Source organism: Flavitalea flava, from assembly GCF_054461575.1.
The window spans coordinates 23,580-43,786 of the sequence record NZ_JBTLQH010000013.1; the positions used below are offsets into that span (position 1 = coordinate 23,580).

Sequence of the window (20,207 nt, forward strand, 5' to 3'; positions counted from 1 at the left end):
ACAATATACTATAAAAGACAACTTTTTAATTCCCTTAGATTACCATAGGCTTTTCCATTAGTCTATCGGTTTAATCCATTGATTCCCCGGTCCTCCGCGTCAAATACCCTGCATTCTTCGACCCAACTATATGTCCCCGGATTTAACCCTTTTGGAACTCTTCTTTCAGTACGCGTCTTACATCGTCGATTGTTCCCTTTTCCAGGTCGGTTCTTCTTTCCAGTTCTTCTGCCGTCAGATCAAGAACGCTACGGGCGGTATCACAACCGATACGCTTCAACTCATCGATCACCCATGTTTCGATCTCATCGCTGAATTCTTCCAGATCGATGTCAAATTCTTCCGGTTCCCCTTCATTATCACGGAATACATCGATATTATATCCTGTCAACTCCTGGGCCAATTTGATATTGACCCCCTTCCGGCCGATGGCCAGAGAAACCTGGTCAGGTTTTAAATAGACATTCGCATGCTGCTTTTCGCTGTTTAGCTCCATATTTGTAATCTTGGATGGAGTCAAAGACCGTTGGATAAGCAGTTGAACGTTACTGGTCCAGTTAATTACATCGATATTTTCGTTCTTCAGCTCGCGGACGATCCCATGGATACGGCTTCCTTTCATACCTACACAGGCGCCAACGGGATCGATACGATCATCATAGGACTCTACAGCCACTTTTGCTCTTTCGCCCGGTTCACGGACGATCTTTTTGATGACAATCAATCCGTCAAAGATCTCAGGAACTTCGATTTCCAGCAATTTGGAAAGGAATAAAGGACTGGTCCTCGATAAAATGATCACCGGGGAATTGTTCTTTAATTCCACTTTTTTTACTACAGCCCTGATGGATTCTCCTTTTTTAAAATAATCCTGCGGAATCTGTTCCGACTTTGGCAATATCAATTCACTGCCTTCTTCATCCAGCAGCAGAATTTCTTTTTTCCAAACCTGATAAACCTCGGCGCTGACGATTTCTCCCACGCGCTCATTATATTTTTTTACCAGTACATTCTTTTTCAGATCGCCGATACGGCTGGCTAAAGTCTGTTTGGCAGCCAGGATCGCCCTGCGCCCAAAATCAAGTATTTCAATTTCTTCATACAACTCCTCACCCACTTCAAAATCGGGTTCGATCTTGGTAGCGTCCGTATAGGCGATCTCCGCAAGCGGATCATTGACCTGGCCATCTTCCACGATAGTACGCCGGCGAACAATTTCCAGATCCCCTTTTTCCGCGTTCACGATGACGTCAAAATTTTCGTCACTCCCGTATTTTTTACGCAACAATGTTTTGAATACATCCTCTACTACCTTCATCATCGTGGGGCGGTCGATATTTTCGGCCTCCTTGAAATCCTGGAACGCCTCGATTAAATTTATACTTGCCATAACACTTGATTTTTATTAGCCAGTTTTCATTTCAGGGCTATTTTTGCCAAAAACCATGAAATGTATACTAAAATACTACCTGAATTTTTGTTGTTTTTATGTTATCGAATAAAAAAGTGTGACTGATCACTTCTTTTTTTTTGTTCTTTCCTTTTACTTCTTCTATAATTATGCCGTCCTCGGTTACCTCCATCAGGCGGCCTTCCTTTTTTGTTCCATCCTGGATAAGGACCTCTACCGGCCTCCCTATGTTCTTTTTGTATTGACGGAACAATTTCAGCGGCTCTTCCAGACCGGGAGAAGACACCTCCAGGGAAAAATCATCTCCCGGAAAAAGTCCGGCTTCTTCCAGTTTTTTGTACAAAGCCCGGTTGTATTGTACGCACTTTTCAATCGAGATCCCCTGGTCTCCGTCCAGGAATACTTTTATATTATTGGTCGGTTTTATCCTGACATCCACCAGGAAATATGCCGGCTCATCGGCCATTATGGCTTCCAGCATGCTTTCAACCGTCTTCACTATTTCATTGCCCATGATCATAGAAAATCCCGCATTAGCCGGGTCGTTTTAGACCTTTAAAATTGAACGCCTTAATTTGAGAAAAACAAAGAAGGGAACGGTGCCGTTCCCTTCTGATGTTTCCTTTACTCATGCAAATGTAAGATAAATACCATTTCCACCAAAAATGACTTCAAAGCTTCACGAAAATTTTTTGTAGTACTTTTAAGGAAATCTCCACTATGAAGAGACCCGACAATTTAGGCTCCTTTTTTGCTGAAAATAAAACACTGCTCAAAGAATACCTGGAAACCCGCATGGAGATCTATCGTTTGCAAAGCCTCCGTATCTTTTCCAAATCGGCAGGTTATTTCGCCTGGATCATCGTTTCTCTCTTCCTGGTCTTCCTGATATTGCTGTTCGGGGGAGTGGTGATCGGCTTTTGGTTCTCCAGCCTCCTGCATAGTTATATCAAAGGTTTCGGGCTAATCACCCTGCTGCTGATCGCGGTTTTCCTGCTCCTGGCCATATTCAGGAAAAATCTGTTCGTAAACCCTGTCATCCAAAGTATTATTCAAAAATCCAGGGAAGAAAGCGGGGAGCAGACCGAAGAGGGTCCAAGGTAAATTTTATAATCTTAACTTTATCTCAATATGGCATCGTCATCAAAAACCGCGCGGAGTCTGGATTCCCTGGATAAGGAGATCCGGCTTTTGCAACAAAAGGCCAAAGAACTCGAAGGAAAAATAGACGATAATTTCACGTATTTCCAGGAGCATTCCGGTTCGCTTTTCGTGCGTTCACTGCTGCCCAGGAAAATTGAAGGCGAACCGCTGACCGGCTATTCCATCCTGGACAAATTCCTCCAGAATGAACATTTGCAAAAGATCCTGATGACCCTGGGAGACCGTGTGGCTGAAAAACTGGGGGATGGGCTTAACTGGCTGTCTAACAGGGTTTTCCGTAAATAATAAATGAAGTTGGGGCCTCTTTAACAGTATTTTTTCGGTCTTTGTCCTACCTTCGGGTCGTTGTAAGAATTATTGCAGATTTAATCAGGTTTACCATGCAATTAGCAGAAATGGTTTTTTTGGGGATCGTTCTTTATCTCCTCTACCGGTTCGTCTTTAATTTTCTTTTGCCTATCGTCCGGACGACCAAGCAGGTAAGGGAACAATTCAAAAATATGCAGGATCATATGCAGGACCAGGCAGGAGGGTTCCGGCAGGATACCCGGCAGCAGGAGTTTTTCCAGGAAGGCTCACCAGCCCGGCCCCGCAACTCCCATAGCCAGACCGGGGCCAGGCAAAAACCCGATACCGGTTCGGCAGTGAAAGGCAAGGCTGGCAGCAAAAGCGATTACATCGATTTTGAAGAGATAAAATAATAAGAGGTAAGATAATTTACCATTTGACGTCCATGATCGTCATTCCCGGTTTTAGAAACAGGCCTTTCAGACCGGCCTGTTCTGCTCCTTCGATATTGATCAGCGCATCATCCACGAATAAGGTTTCTTCTCCTTTCAATTGATTTTCTTCCAGGATCTTTTGATAAGATGCCGTATCCGGTTTACGGAGACCCAGGATATGAGAATAATAGGTCCGTTCAAAATGGTCGTCCAATTCCCCTTTACCGAAGGTTTCCCGGTAGATCTGCTGCAGCGCATCGAGATGCAAAGCATTGGTATTGCTGAAAAGAAAAAGCCGGTAGCGGCTCTTTAAATCCTTGAGCAGTTGAATACGCTCCGGGGGGAAATCCCTCAACAGGGCATTCCATCCTTTGATAACCTTTTCCTCGGGCACGGAAAGCCCGGCCAGCTCTTTCAGGGAATCAATGAATTCCCCGTCGGTAATCGCACCTACTTCATACTGCTTAAAAAAGGAAGCCGCATGACCATGTCCGAAATATTCCCGGAAATTCTTTACCCCCATCGCTACGAATGCGTCCTCTGTCTGCTGGTTGTCCAGATTGATGATCACGCCACCCAGATCGAAGATGATGTTCTTGATACCTTGCATAACCTCAACTTTTAAAAACCCGTAAAAATAGTTTTATTTGTTCAATGTAAAATCAGCTTCTTTCACGTCCCGGCTGTTGCCGCCGATAAAAACATTGAACGCTCCCGGCTCGGCCACCTGCTTCAGGTCGTTATTATAATATAATAAATCCTTTTCGGTGATCCGGAAAGTTACTGTCCTGGATTCTCCCGCCTTCAGACTGATCTTCTGAAAACCTTTCAATTCTTTTACTGGCCTGGTATTGCTGCCGGCGAGCTGCCGGATATAGAACTGAACGACTTCTTTTCCTTCCCTTGTTCCGGTGTTGGTAACGGTCACAGATGCGGTCAATGTTCCCGCGGCTCCGGCGGACCGTCCTTTTTGAAGGATCCTGCCGCTTAACTGAACAGCACTATAGGAAAAAGTAGTATAACTCAATCCAAATCCAAAAGGATACAAGGGATCATTGGACACATCTAAATAATTGGATCGGTATTTTTGAAACCACTTTCCTTCTGCCAAAGGCCGGCCGGTGTTCTTATGGTTATAATATAAAGGGATCTGGCCGATGTTCTGGGGGAAGCTGGTGCTAAGTTTCCCGGAAGGATTTTTTTCCCCGAAAAGTACATCGGCTATGGCCAGACCTGCTTCGTTGCCCCCGAACCAGGTGTTCAATATGGAAGGAACATGTTCCTCTTCCCATTTCAGCGCCAGCGGTCTTCCGGCAAATAAAACCAGCGCAACGGGTTTACCTGTTTTCAGTAACGCGGCCAGCAGGTCTTTTTGGCTTTGGGGCAGTTCAATATTTGTACGGCTGGCACATTCACCGGTCATTTCCGCCGCTTCGCCAAGGGCCACGACGATCACATCCGCTCCTGCAGCAGCAGCCAGGGCCTCTTTGATCATTTCTTCCGCCGGACGGCTATCCATGCGAAGGGGTTTGCCAAAAATGCTGACTCTCTTTTCCAAGGCACTATCTTCCGATAAATTCGCTCCTTTTGCATATACTATAGTTGCCTCGTTTCCGGCCACCGTTCTCAAACCTTCCAGTAAGGAGATGGGTTTGGAATAATCCGCGGCCACGCTCCAGGTTCCCAGCATATTTTCTTTGCTGTCCGCCAATGGTCCGATCAAGGCAATGGTTCCTTTCTTTTTCAAAGGCAGGATATTGCCCTGGTTCTTCAGTAGTACGAAACTTTCCGCGGCAATCTCCCTGGCTGCCGACCTGTTGGCATCGGTGAAGATTTCCGTTGCCGCCCTTTTTTCATCGCAATACCGGTAAGGATCGGAAAAAAGACCCAGTTTATATTTTGCTTCCAAAACTCTCCGGCAAGCTGTATTAATATCCGCCAGTTTTACTTTTCCTTCCTGTAAGGACTTTTTAAGAGTAGTCAGAAATCCCTCTCCTACCATATCCATATCGATACCGGCATTTAATGCTCTGGCCGAAACCTGTTGCAGGTCACCGATCCCATGATCGATCATTTCATTGATCCCAGTATAATCCGTAACTACAAATCCTTTAAACCCCCATTCTTTGCGAAGTACGTCTGTCATCAGCCATTTATTGGCCGTGGCCGGAATTCCGTCCACTTCGTTGAAAGAGGCCATTACATTTCCTGCTCCCGCGTCTACGGCCGCCTTATAGGGTGGCAGGTATTCATTGTACATGCGAACCCGGCTCATATCTGTGGTATTATAATCCCGGCCTCCTTCTGCTGCTCCATAGAGTGCATAATGTTTGACGCAGGCCATGATATTATTATTTTCAGACAGATCACCCTGGTATCCTTTCACCATTGCCCTTGCAATTTGCGACCCCAGGTAAGGATCTTCTCCGGATCCTTCCGCAATCCTTCCCCAGCGCGGATCGCGTGCAATATCCACCATTGGCGAAAAGGTCCAGCATAAACCGTCGGCGCTGGCCTCTGTGGCGGCTATCCGCGCACTTTTTTCAATCGCCTCCATATCCCAGCTGCAGGAAAGACCCAAAGGAATGGGGAATACCGTTTTATACCCGTGGATCACATCCAAACCAAAGATGAGCGGTATCTTCAACCGGCTTTGATTAACCGCGATCTCCTGGGTCTTCCGGATCTTTTGCGGAGTTATCATGTTGAAGATGGCTCCCAGGTTGCCTTCTTTGATCTTTTTTTCCACACCCCTACTTACGACGGAACCTGTGGTGGCATCTCCTCCCGTGACCAGGTTCAATTGTCCTATTTTTTCGTCTATCGTCATTTTAGCCATCAGGGCATCGATGAATATTTTCGTGGTTGCCAGGACGCTTGTGTTCTGTACGGATTTCTGTTTGGATGAGGTCTGTGCTGTTCCCTGCAGCATTGCCGTTATGAATAACACGATCGTAAAACTTGCTGACAATCTCATATATTGATTTTAAGATATTCCTGATTTATTATTTGCAAAACTTGCCTGTTCAAGCTTTAATCCACCCTGACCACTTTCGCCCTTTCAGAAACACCGTTTTCATTGATCGCCTCGATCGTGAAATAATAGGGTTTTTCTTTATCCATTCCCTTGTAATAATATTCGTTGGCATCCTGGACCATGATGCAGGTATAGAGTTTATCCGGCGCGACACCCGTATATATATTATAAGCAAAGGCCTTGTCTACAGGACTCCACTTCAGCCAGGCGCTCCTTTTATCCTTTTCAGTCCGTAATACGAGAAATTCCTTTACGCCGTCCGGGCTGGCCCCGTTCCCTTTTCCAAAGACCCGAAGACCGCTGATCGCGAACTTTCCGGTCGGCATATGTATGTTCTCCAATCTCAGGTACCTGGCCTTCACAGGAGTTTTCAGTTCGACATAGTCATGCGGGACGTCGGTCCTGTTGGCGCTTTTGTCGATCAGTACGGTCCATTTTTTTCCATCGGGCGAATATAGCAGTTTATATTGATGAAAGGTCCCGGTCTGTTTGCCTAAAAACTCCGCATCCTGGTCGGCATAATTGATCTGTATCGCATTTACGGTTGAGGTATTCCCCAGATCCGTCTGTATCCATTCCCCTTTGTTCCCGCTCTCTGCGCTCCAATAAGTCTTGATATCTTCGTCCACGGCATCGTTGGCAGGATGACCGCTGAAGGAGGAAGATACCAATACCGGTTTTTTATAATTCAGCAGCATCCATCCTGTAAAACCACCCTGCCTGCCCGGGTTGTTTTGTTTCCGGGTGCAGTCTGAAGGGAGATAATGGGGATAATCCCCGAATGCCGAATTCATATACATCACCCCGTCCTTATCGAAACCAGCTGGCCAGATACCCAGTCTTCTTTCAAAACTATTTTTGGATCCGATTACGATCGTGGAAATATGCCAGAAATTGTTCCGGTTATCGGTGAATGTGCTGCCATGACCGGCTCCCCGGGCAAATCCCCCCGGTTTGAAAGACAGGGGATCCGATTGTGGCTGAAACGGGCCTAAAGGGTTGTCTCCTACGACTACCCCATCGGCGTACCCGCTGAATTCCGTCCCCGGTGCTCCATACTGTAAATAATATTTCCCTTTATGTTTTGTCATCCAGGCTCCTTCGATAAAAGGATCCAGAAAAGTATTATCCATATATTCGCCAAAACGCTGCCAACCATAGCGGTCAGGCTCCAACAGATACATTTCTTTACGCGTACCCATAGGATGCATGGTCTTTCTGTCGAGCTCCACTCCATATAACGGATACCGGTTACTGCTCCCGTTATACATAAACAATTTACCATCCTCATCCGTGAAGAATGCAGGATCCCAACCTCCGATACTGAAGGAATCCACCAAAGGCTTCCACTCATTGGCCTTAGGGTCGGTGCTCATCCAAATGGTGAAATTCCGGGTATAGGTCGAACCGAAAACGATCATCGTGTCACCGATTATTCCTACGGCCGGTGCGCATAGTTCATCATATCCCTGATTCCAGGGCCGGAGGAACTTTTTGGAGATAAAATTCCAGTTAAGCATATCACTGCTCCACCAATACCCCCATTGATTGGTACTGAATAAATAATAATCCCCTTTGTAATTGACGATCACAGGATCGGCGGTCGCCCGGTGACGTCCCCATTGGGAGAAGTTGGGTATCGGTGTATATCCGTAATCGATATTGAGAGGGTTGCAATAGGTCTTTGCCTGCGCATTCACAGCAGATTGACAGAACAGCCAACCAAAGCCTGCCAGGATTATCCTTAAAAATATTTTGCGCATTTTTTTTCGTTTAACCGGCAGTTGATCCTTTCCGGTTTATTTCAGGGTAGGGCTTTCAGGGCAGGGTTTTCAGAGCAGGGCTTTCAAAACCCAGTTTTTTTAGCCCCTGGTTTATTTCGGGACAATTCATAAATAATTTCCATAATAATCCGCTACGGTAGTTCTCGATCATCACCACGATCGGTCCTTCATCGATGGCCAGATAAGATTTGGCATACCAGTTCCTGGTCTCATTGAAAGCATCGGTAAATCCGTATTCGCCCCAGATCTTATCCCCAAGGTCGTAATAAAAATGTTTTAATGCCTTCATGGCATATTCCGGTTCGTAGGGGAAAGATGACAAGGCTGCCGTTGGCGTGATCGTCCCCCAGTCATTATCCGGGGATTGTGCATTATACCCATCATAGGTATCGCTTGCAGTCAGGCCCCAGCAATTTTCCCCATAACCTTTATATTGTTTGGGATTCTGTAAGCAATGTTTGTAATTGATCAGTGTATGGTTTTGATTCTGCCGCCAGTAATCCGCATATTCATCCTTAAGCCCCCGGGGATCCAGCCCCAAAAAACTATAATGTGCAAAAAACAAGGGGCCTCCATAATCAAAACCCAGCGGCAGCTTAACTCCATAATATTCCCTGCCATTTTTAAAGTGGTTACTCTCCGCCCAGCATTTTTGATAAACCGACCGGTTAATTGAGTAATGGGGTGATGAGGCTGCCAGAACATAGGTGATCAGGCATTCATTCCAACCCCGCAGTTCAAAGTTCATGCTCCAGTCATTGTTGGGACTCCAATGCCAATAGAGGAGATCCAGACCGCCCCGTGTATGCCAGCTCCATTCCACCTCATTCCAAAGCCAGTTGATCCGGTTCCTTAATTCTTCTTCTTTTGAATCCGTTCCTTTAAAATATTCCCGGGCGCAAAGCAGCCCTTCGAAAAGATAGGATGTTTCTACCAGGTCTGCCCCGTCATCCTTCCTGCCGAAAGGTATTGTCTTCCCTGTCTCCCCGTTCAGCCAATGAGGAAATACACCATGGTAACTATTTGCCTTCGATAAAAATTTTACCATTTTCAACAGGAATGAAACTGCCGTATCCCGGCCAATCCATTTACGATCGGTAGCAGCGACAATGGCCATTACACCAAATCCTGTCCCTCCTGTAGTCACCACTTCATCGCCATAATCATAGGAGCGGTTACTCCGTTCCCTGGCCATTGCACTCACGGGATGGGCAAAATCCCAAAAGTAGCGAAAGGTTTGTTTTTGAACCAGGTCAAGGAGGGCCGAATCCGTTAACCTCGTCTGTGCATTTACTATTGTCTGCAGAGCCGTCGCCGAAACGATAGTATATAAAACCAGGATAAAGACTTTTTTGGTATAGATAAATTTCATCAACATAAACTTTCAGGTTCTTATCGTGGCTGATTGGATGGCTGATTGGTAAAAAAGAGTAAACTTTCATTGTTCCTGGCAACGATCAGGACCGGTCCGTATCTGGCGGTCTGTATCCATTTGGCATCCCTGACCTGACCTTTTATATCCAATATCATGGGTTGGTCGGCCAATATTGCTGTAGTGCTTCGCGGACCGGGGGTTCCGGGCTGTCCTGGATTTTCAGTAGGAAGAACCGGAATACTAAACGACAGCAAAGATCCCGCATCATATCTCCCTTCATACGGCAAAACGCCGTACAGGTTCCCGCCGGCGATAAAAGCGGATGGGGAAGCCAAACGCTGAAAAGTAAAGATGGGCGAAACCTGCATACCGAAGGGCAGGTCCTGTCTGCGGAAATTCCCTTTGCCATCATTTATAAAAACAGCGGAGGCAAGATCCCTTGCTTCCAGTGTGACCGCTCCCGCCGTATCGAAGATCTCATTAATCGTCTTGCCGGCAAAATCGGCATAATACAGGAAGTTCTTTTTTATCTTGGGAATAACCTGTTCAAATTCATCCTTTGCATAAAAAGGATATTCCTGGCCATCGGTGGTATAGGCAAGCACCTGGTCCACTCTTCCGTTCTGGTCAAAATCCTTGGCATAGAGTTTCAGCGGGCTGTCCTTGCCGGCCTTTAATTTGGAATTAAGCCCCCAGTTACCCGCGAGGATATCCGGAAATCCATCTCCGTTCACATCCGCTATCTCCAGGCATTGCCAGATCCCATCCCCGTCCGGCAATCGTACGGGCTTAAATCCATCCTTTTGATTCAGATAAAGGGTCAGGGGCATCCATTCCCCGGCAACGATCAGGTCCTTTCTTCCGTCTCCGTTAACATCTGCAAAGGCTGAGGCAGTGACCATTCCTATGTTCTTCAGATCGATCATCGTTTCCTGAGCAACCCGGAATACTCCTTTCCCATCATTGATGAGCAAATAAGACGTTTGCGGGAAACCATAGGCAATAGGATCTGCCAGCGTTCCGACAAAAAGATCCATGTCGCCGTCTCCGTCGATATCTGCTGCGCAAACCGTGGATTTGTTGGAAAAGACAGATGGCAAATGTTGTTCCGTTTGGCTAAAATGACCTTTCCCGTCATTCAGATAAAGACGATCCAGCAAGAGCGGATTGTTACCCGTATAATGATTGCCGCCGCAAACTATATAGAGATCGGGGAAGCCATCGTTATTCGCATCGAAGAAAAGGGCATCTGTTTCCTTTGACCCGGGGTTTTTGGCAAAAAGGACAGTGTCAGCTGCAGAAAATTTTCCATCGGTCTGTTGTATAAAAAGCTTTCCGGACTGACCTTCGGTGCCGCAGACATAAAAGTCTTCCAATCCATCTTTGTTTACATCCGCAACGGCCAGTTTGGGGCCGCGTCTGGACAATTCATGCGGGATTAAATATTGAATGGCGAAATCATTAAAATCGTCTTCCTTATGTTTCCAGGGCTCGTTCAATAAAGAGGGCAGCGCTGCAATGGGCTCCGGCTTTTCGGGAAAAAACTCTTTTTTTATAAATTTCCCGGCAGCATTTTTTTTCTCAACGGTCAGCAGTTTGTTTGCCGCCGGATTTTTAATCACCTGATAGCTTGCATCCGGCCATACGATGAGCAGGCTGTCGATCACCGTTGTAGTATCGAGGCCAAAATGAAGATTCGAATTAGAAGAAGATTGGAAACCCCTGGTCAGCATCAGTTGCTGGTATTGCATCCTTCCCTTTTGGAATACGTAGGTCTTGGTTCCAATACCGAAGGTATTGAGACTGTCGCCCTTACATTTTATTTCCAGGAAGTTTTTCACCGGGGAATTATTTTTATAGATAAACGCTTCTGCCATTAACGGATTGACAACAATATCCAGGTTCCCGTCATTGTTCAGGTCTGCATAAGCTGCGCCGTTGAAATATCCTTTTTTTGTGGTAAATCCCCAGTCGGTGCTTTTGTCCTCAAATTTACCATCTCCGTTGCCCTTAAATAAAAAACAATGCGAACTTCCGTCCGGCATTTTTTCCAAAGCCTGTTCATCCAGGTTGGCAGAAGGATTGGTCTGTTTCTGTCTGGCCAATTCGGAAACAAAACGGATATAGTCCAGGTCTCCCGGCCGTTTGACGATACCGCTCGATATAAAAAGATCCTTATTGCCATCATTATCAAAATCTGCCATCAGGGGGCTCCAGCTCCAGTCTGTCGCATATACCCCCGCCATCAGGGCTACATCGCTGAAGCTTTTCCCATCCCCATTGTTCCGGTGCAAACAATTACGCGAAAACTGGGGCTGATATCCCGGGTTGATGATTTTATAATTGTAAATATCCACCCGTTCGTCACTGCCATAGGTTTTTAATACTTTTTCATCTGGTGGCAGCATATCCAGGGTTATGATATCCAGGTTACCGTCGTTATTATAATCTGCCGCGTCATTGCCCATGCTGAAACGGCTATAGTGGTTAAAGTGCTTAGCGCTGCTCTCCGTGAAGCTTCCGTCGCCGTTGTTGATATAATAGTAGTCGTTCTCATGAAAGTCATTGCCCACATAGATATCATCCCACCCGTCGTTGTTGATATCGCCCACCGCCAGACCCAGTCCATAACTAACGCTGCTCTGGTAAATACCTGCTTGTGCGGAAATATCCGTGAATTTTTTTGCCGGTGTGTTCAGATCGTTCCGGAACAGCCTGCCTCCTGCATAAGGATTGATCTTTCTCCGGTTACTGGTGTCGACGATCCGTTCGTTCGGTGTAAGTGATTCATTTAAAATAAAACAATCCAGATCACCGTCGTGATCGAAGTCAAAGAAGGCCGCCTGAACGGAATAGCCCGAAAAGGCCAATCCATATTGCGCTGCGCTTTCGGTAAAAGTCCCGTTGCCATTATTAATAAAAAGTTCGTTATGCCCCTGTAGTCCAAAAGCATTACTGACCGCCGAAACATAAATATCCAGGAAACCATCCCCATTCACATCAGCCATCGTTACGCCGCTGCACCAATCCGAACTTCCTGCCACGCCGGCCTTTTCCGTAATATCCTCAAACTGAAAATTTCCTTTGTTCAGGTATAACTTATTGCCGCCATGGCTATTGGCAGTAAAATAAATATCCGGCAATCCATCGTTGTTGATATCCCCCACACTTACACCGCCTCCATTATAATAATACAGATAATAGAGTATTCCGAATCCTTCCCTCTTTTCCAAATTGTTGGTAAAATTGATATGCGTTTCCGAAGAAGGCAATGCGGTAAAATGCTGGCCGGAATCATGACAGGAAAAAATAAACAGCGGTAAGATTAGTAAAAGAACAGCCATCCATTTTACATTAGCCATATACTTGTCGGATTTAATAATATTCAATTTAGCGATTCCCGGATAAACTGAAAGGGCTACCTTCTGATGGGTAGCCCTTTTCTTATTAACCGGCATAAAAATTAATAGTCCGGATTTTGTACCAGAACCCCGTTCGATTGGGTGACGGCATCGTTAGGCAACGGATAGTATTTATTCTTATCCGTATATCCGGAAGGTCCCAATACCTGGACACCTAAATGCCATCGTACCAAGTCAAAGAAACGTTCCGCTTCCATCCCGAACTCCACCTGCTTCTCATGTTGGAGGGCCGTTCGCATCTGCGCCTGGCTCACAAAGGCCACGTGAGGCAGAATCAAATTGTTCCCTGCCCTGGCCCTGGCCCGTATCTGTTCCAGGTTATTCTCCGCCGTAACGCCATCCCCTGTTTCATTGGCCGCTTCCGCATTCATCAGCAAGACATCGGCATAACGATAAATCAGATGATTCAAGAAATGGCTGCCCTGATCGCCAAAGGCTTTCCGGACGGCAGGATCCGTATATACTTTTTTATTCCAATATTTGGATGCAACTTTAGTGGTATCAGGAACCATATTAGACTTTCCTCCATATATTCCTCCATCACTTTTCCCGGAAAATAATATAGTTGCATCCAGACGGGGATCATTAGGTTCGAATGCCTTGATCAATGGCGTATCGGGGATATTCCAGCCCCAGCCCAGGTTCCAATCACCCGATCCTCTGACCTGCTGAGGTTCTGCCCATTGGCAATCATAGCGGACCGTACCACCCTTGCTGCCATAGGCATTGTATTCGAAGATCGACTCCGGACCGTTGGAAGTTGCATAATTAAAGTTTGCGTAATAAACCTGGTTCAGGCTATAGATCCCTGATTGAATAATATCATTGGTCTTGGCCAAACCTTTGGCCCATTGCTCCCTGAATAAATAGGTTTTGGCATGCAGGGTTTTGGATGCCCCACTGGTTAAACGTCCAATATAGGGCGCATTCCAGGTTGAAGGCAGATGCAGGTCGGCAAAATCCAGATCCGCATCGATCTGGGCATAAATCTGATCCTCCGTGGATTTGGGAAGATTCCCCTCTGCGCTATTAAAGACCCTTTTTAAAATTAAGGGAACCTGGCCATAGGTCCTGACCAGGTCAAAATAGGAGAAGGCGCGAACAAAACGTGCTTCCGCAATATTAATTAAAGAAAGGGAATCGGACAAATGCAGCGAATCTGCAAATTGCAGGGCCGTATTTGCATTACCGATCACCTTGTAGTGGTCACTCCAATAGAGACCGCTAAACCAGGCTGTTTTATCATACTGGAAATGATCTAACCAAGGCTTATAACTGGCAGCTCCCGGGTCAACGGCATAAATGGCCTCGTCCGCACGGATGCTATGCATACACATAAAGGGCAGGGAATTAAATCCATCTCCACCGGCGCCGTCCGACCGAAGGGCATTATAGAGGCCGAATATCTGCCCTTGCAACCCTCCTCCAGGCAGGTCGTCCAAGGTGGCTGTCAAGGGCTTTCTATCCAGGAATTTTTTACACCCCGGAGATAATGTAAATACGGAGGCCAGCAGCAGGATACTCCAACCAATATCTTTTATCTTTTTCATACCTTAATTTTTAAATCATTAAAACGTTACATTAATACCACCGGTGTATACTACAGGAATGGCGCCATCACCTTTATCAATCCCAAATGCCGTGGCTTGCGCTCCATCCAGACCTCCGAATTCGGGCGTATAGCCGGAATTATGTCTGAATGTCTTCAGGTTCTGCGCATTGACAAAAACCCGGAAGTTTTTAATATGCGCCCTTGAGAGGATGGTTGGGTTAAAGTTATAGCCCAACTGCAGGTTTCGTATCCTCCAATAGGTACCGCTTTCAATTCCCAATGTAGATAGTCCTTTAAAATTAACATCGCGGGTTGTTCCCAGGATCGGTATTTTGTTGGATGTTCCTTCTCCATGCCATCGGGCCAGTTGTGATTGTGGGTAGTTATACTGATTGAAAAGATGTTCGGAAACACCCCACACCCGGTAGATTTGGTTACCGGAAACGCCATTGATGCCTATGCCCAAATCGAAGCCTTTATAACTGATATTAAAATTCACGCCATAGGTGAATTTAGGAGTGGGATTACCGATCTGCGTTTTATCGCTATCGTCAATTTTGCCATCGTTATTTAAGTCCTTGAAGCGCTGGTCTCCGGGTTTTGGTGTCCAGCCGCCGGCCAATACTTTTGGTCCTTTATCGATTTCATCCTGGTTCTGATAAACCCCTTGCTGCACAAATCCGTAAAACGCCCCGATCGGGAAACCGGTGGCGGTCCTGCTCGGATCGATTTCCGTTCCATCCGGAAAAATGGCATAACCCTTAGTGGAAAGAGAAATGACCTTATTTTTAAGAGTAGTCAAGTTGGCATTGACCGAAAAATTCAGATCCTTGGTTACCGTTTGTTTCCAGCCGGCCGTGAATTCAAAACCCTGATTGGAGATATTTCCGGAATTCCGTAAACCATCCGGGTTACCTTGGGTTCCGGGTACAATGGCGAATAAACCATCCGTACGTTTGTTAAAGTAAACCGCTTCGAAGTGTAACCTGTCCCGGAAGGAATTAAATTCAAAACCAACTTCTTTCGCATCCACGGTTTCCCATTTCAAATTCGGATCAGGTAAATATTCTTGTGTATAAACAGGGAATATGTCGCTTCCAAACACGGCCGCAGCACCACTGATCAAACCGGGAAAGTAAGGGTATTTATAATTGTAGGTATTTTGGTTACCCAGAACGCCCCAGGAACCTTTAATTTTTAAGTAGTCAAAGAAATGCTGACTATTCATGAATTTTTCTTTGGTCAATTCCCAGGCTGCGCCAACGGCATAAAAATTTTGATAGCGCTGTGAAGGAGAAATTATCGAAGAACCGTCTCTTCTAAAGGAACCGTTTAAGAAATATTTATTCTGGTAATTGTATAATATTCTGAATAAAGCTGAGGCTGTAGCACTTTCCCATTGTTTAGACCTTGTCGTTTTACTGGATGGATCTTCAAAGCCATTGGTAATATTCCAGAATCTTTTATCATCCGGAATCGGATCGGCCCCGATCTTCTGGGTTGCGACCCCATCATTGTAAAAATTACCCCTGTAATAGGTAGTCCATCCTGCTGTTCCTGTCAAGTTGTGGTCACCAAAGCTTTTCTTGTAAGTTAGAATATAATCCTGCTGGTACTTGTATAATTTGTAGTCTGCCACGTTCAAGCGGGTATAATTATTAGAGGGATCCACATACACGGCATCCGATAAAGGATCATGAACGTTGATAATCGGGAAATACCTTCTCCTGTTCCCGTTGGTTATATCGCCGTAAAGGGTTGTCCTGAAATTAAAATTCCGCAGGAAATTAATTTCCGCAAATACACTACCCACCGTTCTGTATTCATAATGGATCATCCTGTCAGGGTAATAGTTCAATTCCATTAAAGGATTGGCCTGCTGAGTCTGCAGGGTATTGGGCATGATATTGTAAAGACCCGTTTTGGCATCGAAAGGCGCATTCACCGGCAGCATAAATCGGGCATTGGTCAGGGGATTTCCATAATCCCCCCAATCCTTATCATCCGGAGCAATAGATTGATCATACGGCAAATTTTGCCTGATCCCGCTAATATTGAACCCTACCTTGATCGCCTTATTCAATTTATATTCATCATTGATGGTTAAGGTGAGCTTTTTCAGGATTTCTTTTTTTGTTATTCCCTGATCCGCAGTATAGCCAATGGCCATATAAAACTTGTTCTTTTCAGAACTGGCCGACATGCTTAAATTATTCATGCTGATCGGAGCCGTCTGCGTCAAGGCATCGATCCAGTCCTCATTTCCGGTGTATTTGGTAAAATCAAACGGGTTAAATGTACCACCATTGTCCTTCGCTTCATTTGTTTTTTGTTCATTATACAGCATTTTAAAATCGGCAGCATTGGTCAGTTTGATTTTATCTACCAATTTCTTAAACCCATAAGTCGTGTTGAAATTGATATTCACCTGTCCAGCCTTTGCTCTTTTGGTCGTGATCGCAATGACCCCCGGAGCACCCCGGACCCCGAATATGGCTAAGGAAGAAGGATCTTTTAAGATTTCGATGGATTCTATATCACTGGGATTGATAAAATCGATATTGTCATTAAAAACCCCATCCACTACATAGAGCGGGCTAACCGATCCTATGCTGATCGTTCCCCGGATTCGGATATCCGGGCTCTTTCCCAGGTTACCACTATTGACTACAGACAAACCAGCCACAGCTCCCTGCAGGGATGCGATCGGATTGGTATTGGGTTTATCCGCCACATCCTTACCGGATATTTTGGCAATAGAACCGGTCAAATCTCTTTTACTGGCCGTTCCATAACCGATCACCACCACTTCATCCATGGTTCTGTTAGATGAGGACAGTTTAATATTAATGACAGACTGGCTGTTAACTGCAATGTCCTGGCTTTGATATCCAATATAAGAAATGACGATTCTGCTTTTTTCGGGAACAGTTAGGGTGAAATTTCCGGTATTATCTGTTGTAGTTCCATGTGATGTGCCTTTTACGGTTACGGAAACGCCCGAGAGGGGTTCGCCATTTTCACCGGTGATCCGGCCGGTGATCTTAATGTCCTGCAATGCCAGCGTATTGGACAGGACTACGATCAGGTTATTATCCAGTATTTTATAGCTGAGGTCGGTTCCAATAAACATACCTTTCAGGACATCTTTGATCTCCGAATCGGTAACATCTATGGTGATCTTTTTGCGGATCGCCTCTAAACGGCTATTGTAAAGAAAACGGTAGGTTCCTTGTCTTTCAATGGAGTTAAGACCTTTCGATATTTCTACCTGGTTTAGTTTGAGTGAGACCTTACCCTGCCCGTTGACATTCGCCGATACCTGCAGCAAAGCTGCAAACATCAGTAGAAAGGTTAGTTTCATAATCAAAAGAGCTTTTTTTACGGCATGAGGACGCCAATCCTCAATCGTTAGGTTTTTTTTCATATTTTTATTCTTAGTGGGTTATAAAAAAAGCGAAACTTGTGCTGCTGCATCCACTGCATTGCCAGGTTTCTCATCATGTAACCTTGCGGGAAATGCGCCAACATTTCCCGCTTTTTTTTACGTGCTATTAATCATTATATAGTTTTAGTTTTAGTTATTTGTCATAAACAGTGATTTGGTTTCCTTCGATTGCATATTTAAAGACAGCGGTCAGCTTTAATGCCTCCAGTGCCTGTTGTATCGTCTCTTTTTGAAAACTTCCGGTAAAATGCAATTCTTCCTGGCGGGGATTGTCAAATCGTATGGTAACCCCATACCATCTTTCCATTTTTCTGGCTAACTCCCTGAACTCTTCATCCTGGAAGATCAATTTATTATCGATCCAGGAAGTCTCGATAATCGTTCCTGTATGAGACTCATAAGTCGGTTTGCGTATGGCGACCAGAGATTCGTCAATCTTGCCGGAATGATAGGCGGGGCCGCTCCGGTGCAGGGTACTGTCGTCATTGGCCACCACTAATTTTTCATTGGGCTTCAGGATGATCCGCTCATTTGGCCTTGCCTTGATGGACACTTCTATGCTGCCCCGGATCAAGGTGGCTTCCGTCGTTTTCTCCAATGGATAAGACTTGACATTGAAACGGGTTCCCAAAACTTTGATGTCTATTTTTTCCGTATGAATGACAAAGGGTTTGCGGGCATTTTGCGCCACGTCAAAAAACGCCTCCCCGATCAGGGTGACTTCCCTCAGGTCAGTCCCAAAGTTTTTTTCATATCTGATCCGGCTCCCCGCATTCAACCATACCAGGGTACCGTCCGGCAGGACCAGATGAGTACGCGAACCATTTCCGGTGAAGATCTCACCGCCTATCATTCCGGAAATTGCAGCCGCAGGCGTATTTGAGGCAACAGGAGTTTTAGCGGTCCTGGGAGACAACCACATGATTCCCATCCCTAATAAAAGAAAAAAAGAAGATACCAGTATCACCATTCTCCTGCTGGCCCCACGCTTGGGATCGGCAAATGGATAGGCATAATCCTGCCCAAGCGGTTCCGGCTGTTGCATAAACTGTGCGGTTTGGGCTGGGGTGCTTGTTCCGGGATTGAAGTCAATATTCAGATCCTGCATGCGATCAAGATGCCGGTTAAATGCTTGTTCTGCTTTTTTCTGCTCTTGCCTGCCGGTAGACTTCCAAAGATCAGCAATGGTTTGCATAGGGTAATGCAACTCCGGGTTACTTCTCAGCAGGAGTTCCAATTCCTGCAACTCTTCCGGAGTCGCTTCTCCGGAGAGCTTTTTGGCAATTAAGTTCCAGGTATATTCCTTGTGTTCTTGTCCCATTTAAATAGTGCTACCCTAAAAGGACAGAGAAATAAAGGAAAACCCCCAAAAGAAATTAAAATAAATTTAACAATTCTAGCGAGGATGCCCGATTGGCGAGGAAATCGTCTTTTTTATATCGAAACTAACGGCTGATCCGATCTTTTGAAGGGCAATAGCAAGCTGATTTTCAACAGTTTTTATACTAAGGCTCAGAATCTCGGCTACTTCCCGGTATTTTAACCCGTCCTCTTTGACCAGTTTGAAGATGATTTTACATTTGGGAGGTAATTCCTCGACAGCTTTTTGGATCAGCGCCAGCATATCGGCTGTGATCATTAATTGCTCGGGATTGAAATAAAGACTGGTGATCGTTCCCTGAAAATCGTCAATAGGCTGGGTAACGACCTTCTTTTGTGTATCCAGGTAGTTGTAAGCCATATTCCGGGTAGTGACATACAAGTAGACTTTCAGGTTCCCTATTTTCTCCAACTCCTTACGTTTTTCCCAAACCTTGATAAAAACATCTGAAACGATCTCTTCGGTAGGCTCTTTTGCCTTGACCAGGGTCTTGGCGAATTGGAATAAGTAGTTATAGAGCTGGGTAAATAGTTCCTTGTATGCCTGTTGGTCATCAAACCGTGCGATCCGGCCCTGTAAATATTGAATTCTGTCGGCAGTTATCATTTGGCTAAGCAAAAAGGCGACTAATCAATTCTATCTGTAGCAATATTAAGGATAAATTATTTACTTATTAATTTGGACATTTTCTTTGAGGTCTTTGCTGCTTCAGAAGCCGTTTTACCACTTGCCGGAGTATTTATCTTCCAAAGCTTCCCTTTTACTTCATTTATATTTTCTGCCTTGGTCCAAATTTTCTACTTTTGCATCGCCAAAAATGGCCGGACCCTTAGCTCAGTTGGTTAGAGCGTCTGACTCATAATCAGAGGGTCGTTGGTTCAAATCCGACAGGGTCCACTTGATAATCAAGC

The 20,207-nt window shown here is 45.4% G+C and carries 14 protein-coding genes and 1 tRNA gene; 4 read left to right on the forward strand and 11 right to left on the reverse strand.

Going from position 1 to position 20,207, the window contains the following annotated elements:
- Positions 1 to 142 precede the first annotated feature (142 nt).
- Positions 143 to 1,390 (reverse strand): transcription termination factor NusA, encoded by a 1,248-nt coding sequence (gene nusA / locus ACX0G9_RS13840; protein WP_459065512.1) that lies wholly within the window; start codon positions 1,388 to 1,390, stop codon positions 143 to 145.
- Between the two features lie 67 nt (positions 1,391 to 1,457).
- Positions 1,458 to 1,931 carry a ribosome assembly cofactor RimP gene (rimP, locus tag ACX0G9_RS13845; RefSeq protein WP_459065513.1) on the reverse strand — a complete coding sequence of 158 codons (474 nt, stop codon included), beginning with the start codon at positions 1,929 to 1,931 and terminating at the stop codon, positions 1,458 to 1,460.
- A 200-nt stretch (positions 1,932 to 2,131) separates the two neighbouring features.
- Between rimP and ACX0G9_RS13850 the strand changes: the two genes are divergently transcribed.
- The 3 genes from ACX0G9_RS13850 (at position 2,132) to ACX0G9_RS13860 (ending at position 3,276) form a co-directional block, all read left to right on the forward strand.
- Positions 2,132 to 2,515, forward strand: a complete 384-nt coding sequence (locus ACX0G9_RS13850; RefSeq protein ID WP_459065514.1) for a hypothetical protein — start codon at positions 2,132 to 2,134, stop codon at positions 2,513 to 2,515.
- A 27-nt stretch (positions 2,516 to 2,542) separates the two neighbouring features.
- A complete protein-coding gene (locus ACX0G9_RS13855; RefSeq protein WP_459065515.1) occupies positions 2,543 to 2,860 on the forward strand; it encodes a hypothetical protein in 318 nt (105 codons plus the stop codon).
- A gap of 95 nt (positions 2,861 to 2,955) precedes the next feature.
- Positions 2,956 to 3,276 carry a hypothetical protein gene (locus ACX0G9_RS13860; protein WP_459065516.1) on the forward strand — a complete coding sequence of 107 codons (321 nt, stop codon included), beginning with the start codon at positions 2,956 to 2,958 and terminating at the stop codon, positions 3,274 to 3,276.
- 16 nt (positions 3,277 to 3,292) lie between these two features.
- Here ACX0G9_RS13860 and ACX0G9_RS13865 read toward each other — a convergent pair whose 3' ends face one another.
- From ACX0G9_RS13865 to ACX0G9_RS13905, 9 genes are all read right to left on the reverse strand, one after another.
- Entirely contained in the window at positions 3,293 to 3,907 is a 615-nt protein-coding gene (locus ACX0G9_RS13865) for an HAD family hydrolase (protein ID WP_459065517.1), read from the reverse strand.
- 33 nt (positions 3,908 to 3,940) lie between these two features.
- On the reverse strand, positions 3,941 to 6,274 hold the full coding sequence (gene bglX / locus ACX0G9_RS13870; RefSeq protein WP_459065518.1) for a beta-glucosidase BglX: 2,334 nt from the start codon (positions 6,272 to 6,274) through the stop codon (positions 3,941 to 3,943).
- Between the two features lie 56 nt (positions 6,275 to 6,330).
- On the reverse strand, positions 6,331 to 8,097 hold the full coding sequence (locus ACX0G9_RS13875) for a family 43 glycosylhydrolase (protein ID WP_459065519.1): 1,767 nt from the start codon (positions 8,095 to 8,097) through the stop codon (positions 6,331 to 6,333).
- Positions 8,098 to 8,152: 55 nt separating this feature from the next.
- Positions 8,153 to 9,490: a glucoamylase family protein gene (locus tag ACX0G9_RS13880; protein WP_459065520.1), complete on the reverse strand. Its 1,338-nt coding sequence runs from the start codon at positions 9,488 to 9,490 to the stop codon at positions 8,153 to 8,155.
- A gap of 20 nt (positions 9,491 to 9,510) precedes the next feature.
- The gene (locus ACX0G9_RS13885) at positions 9,511 to 12,855 is read right to left on the reverse strand and encodes a VCBS repeat-containing protein (RefSeq protein WP_459065521.1); all 3,345 of its coding nucleotides are present in this window, start codon (positions 12,853 to 12,855) and stop codon (positions 9,511 to 9,513) included.
- A gap of 101 nt (positions 12,856 to 12,956) precedes the next feature.
- The gene (locus ACX0G9_RS13890; RefSeq protein WP_459065522.1) at positions 12,957 to 14,465 is read right to left on the reverse strand and encodes a RagB/SusD family nutrient uptake outer membrane protein; all 1,509 of its coding nucleotides are present in this window, start codon (positions 14,463 to 14,465) and stop codon (positions 12,957 to 12,959) included.
- An 18-nt stretch (positions 14,466 to 14,483) separates the two neighbouring features.
- Positions 14,484 to 17,894, reverse strand: coding sequence for a TonB-dependent receptor (locus ACX0G9_RS13895; RefSeq protein ID WP_459065523.1), 3,411 nt, complete (start codon positions 17,892 to 17,894; stop codon positions 14,484 to 14,486).
- Between the two features lie 154 nt (positions 17,895 to 18,048).
- The gene (locus ACX0G9_RS13900; RefSeq protein ID WP_459065524.1) at positions 18,049 to 19,236 is read right to left on the reverse strand and encodes a FecR family protein; all 1,188 of its coding nucleotides are present in this window, start codon (positions 19,234 to 19,236) and stop codon (positions 18,049 to 18,051) included.
- A 75-nt stretch (positions 19,237 to 19,311) separates the two neighbouring features.
- On the reverse strand, positions 19,312 to 19,902 hold the full coding sequence (locus ACX0G9_RS13905) for an RNA polymerase sigma-70 factor (RefSeq protein WP_459065525.1): 591 nt from the start codon (positions 19,900 to 19,902) through the stop codon (positions 19,312 to 19,314).
- Between the two features lie 217 nt (positions 19,903 to 20,119).
- Here ACX0G9_RS13905 and ACX0G9_RS13910 point away from each other — a divergent pair.
- Positions 20,120 to 20,193, forward strand: a tRNA-Ile gene (locus tag ACX0G9_RS13910).
- The last annotated feature ends 14 nt before the right edge of the window (positions 20,194 to 20,207 follow it).

Coding starts and splice junctions, on each gene's coding strand:
- ACX0G9_RS13890 (WP_459065522.1), bottom strand. CDS start 14,465: ATGAAAAAGATAAAAGATATTGGTTGGAGTATCCTGCTGCTGGCCTCC.
- ACX0G9_RS13860 (WP_459065516.1), top strand. CDS start 2,956: ATGCAATTAGCAGAAATGGTTTTTTTGGGGATCGTTCTTTATCTCCTC.
- ACX0G9_RS13850 (WP_459065514.1), top strand. CDS start 2,132: ATGAAGAGACCCGACAATTTAGGCTCCTTTTTTGCTGAAAATAAAACA.
- ACX0G9_RS13855 (WP_459065515.1), top strand. CDS start 2,543: ATGGCATCGTCATCAAAAACCGCGCGGAGTCTGGATTCCCTGGATAAG.
- ACX0G9_RS13905 (WP_459065525.1), bottom strand. CDS start 19,902: ATGATAACTGCCGACAGAATTCAATATTTACAGGGCCGGATCGCACGG.
- bglX (WP_459065518.1), bottom strand. CDS start 6,274: ATGAGATTGTCAGCAAGTTTTACGATCGTGTTATTCATAACGGCAATG.
- ACX0G9_RS13875 (WP_459065519.1), bottom strand. CDS start 8,097: ATGCGCAAAATATTTTTAAGGATAATCCTGGCAGGCTTTGGTTGGCTG.
- ACX0G9_RS13895 (WP_459065523.1), bottom strand. CDS start 17,894: ATGAAAAAAAACCTAACGATTGAGGATTGGCGTCCTCATGCCGTAAAA.
- ACX0G9_RS13865 (WP_459065517.1), bottom strand. CDS start 3,907: ATGCAAGGTATCAAGAACATCATCTTCGATCTGGGTGGCGTGATCATC.
- ACX0G9_RS13885 (WP_459065521.1), bottom strand. CDS start 12,855: ATGGCTAATGTAAAATGGATGGCTGTTCTTTTACTAATCTTACCGCTG.
- rimP (WP_459065513.1), bottom strand. CDS start 1,931: ATGATCATGGGCAATGAAATAGTGAAGACGGTTGAAAGCATGCTGGAA.
- ACX0G9_RS13900 (WP_459065524.1), bottom strand. CDS start 19,236: ATGGGACAAGAACACAAGGAATATACCTGGAACTTAATTGCCAAAAAG.
- ACX0G9_RS13880 (WP_459065520.1), bottom strand. CDS start 9,490: ATGAAATTTATCTATACCAAAAAAGTCTTTATCCTGGTTTTATATACT.
- nusA (WP_459065512.1), bottom strand. CDS start 1,390: ATGGCAAGTATAAATTTAATCGAGGCGTTCCAGGATTTCAAGGAGGCC.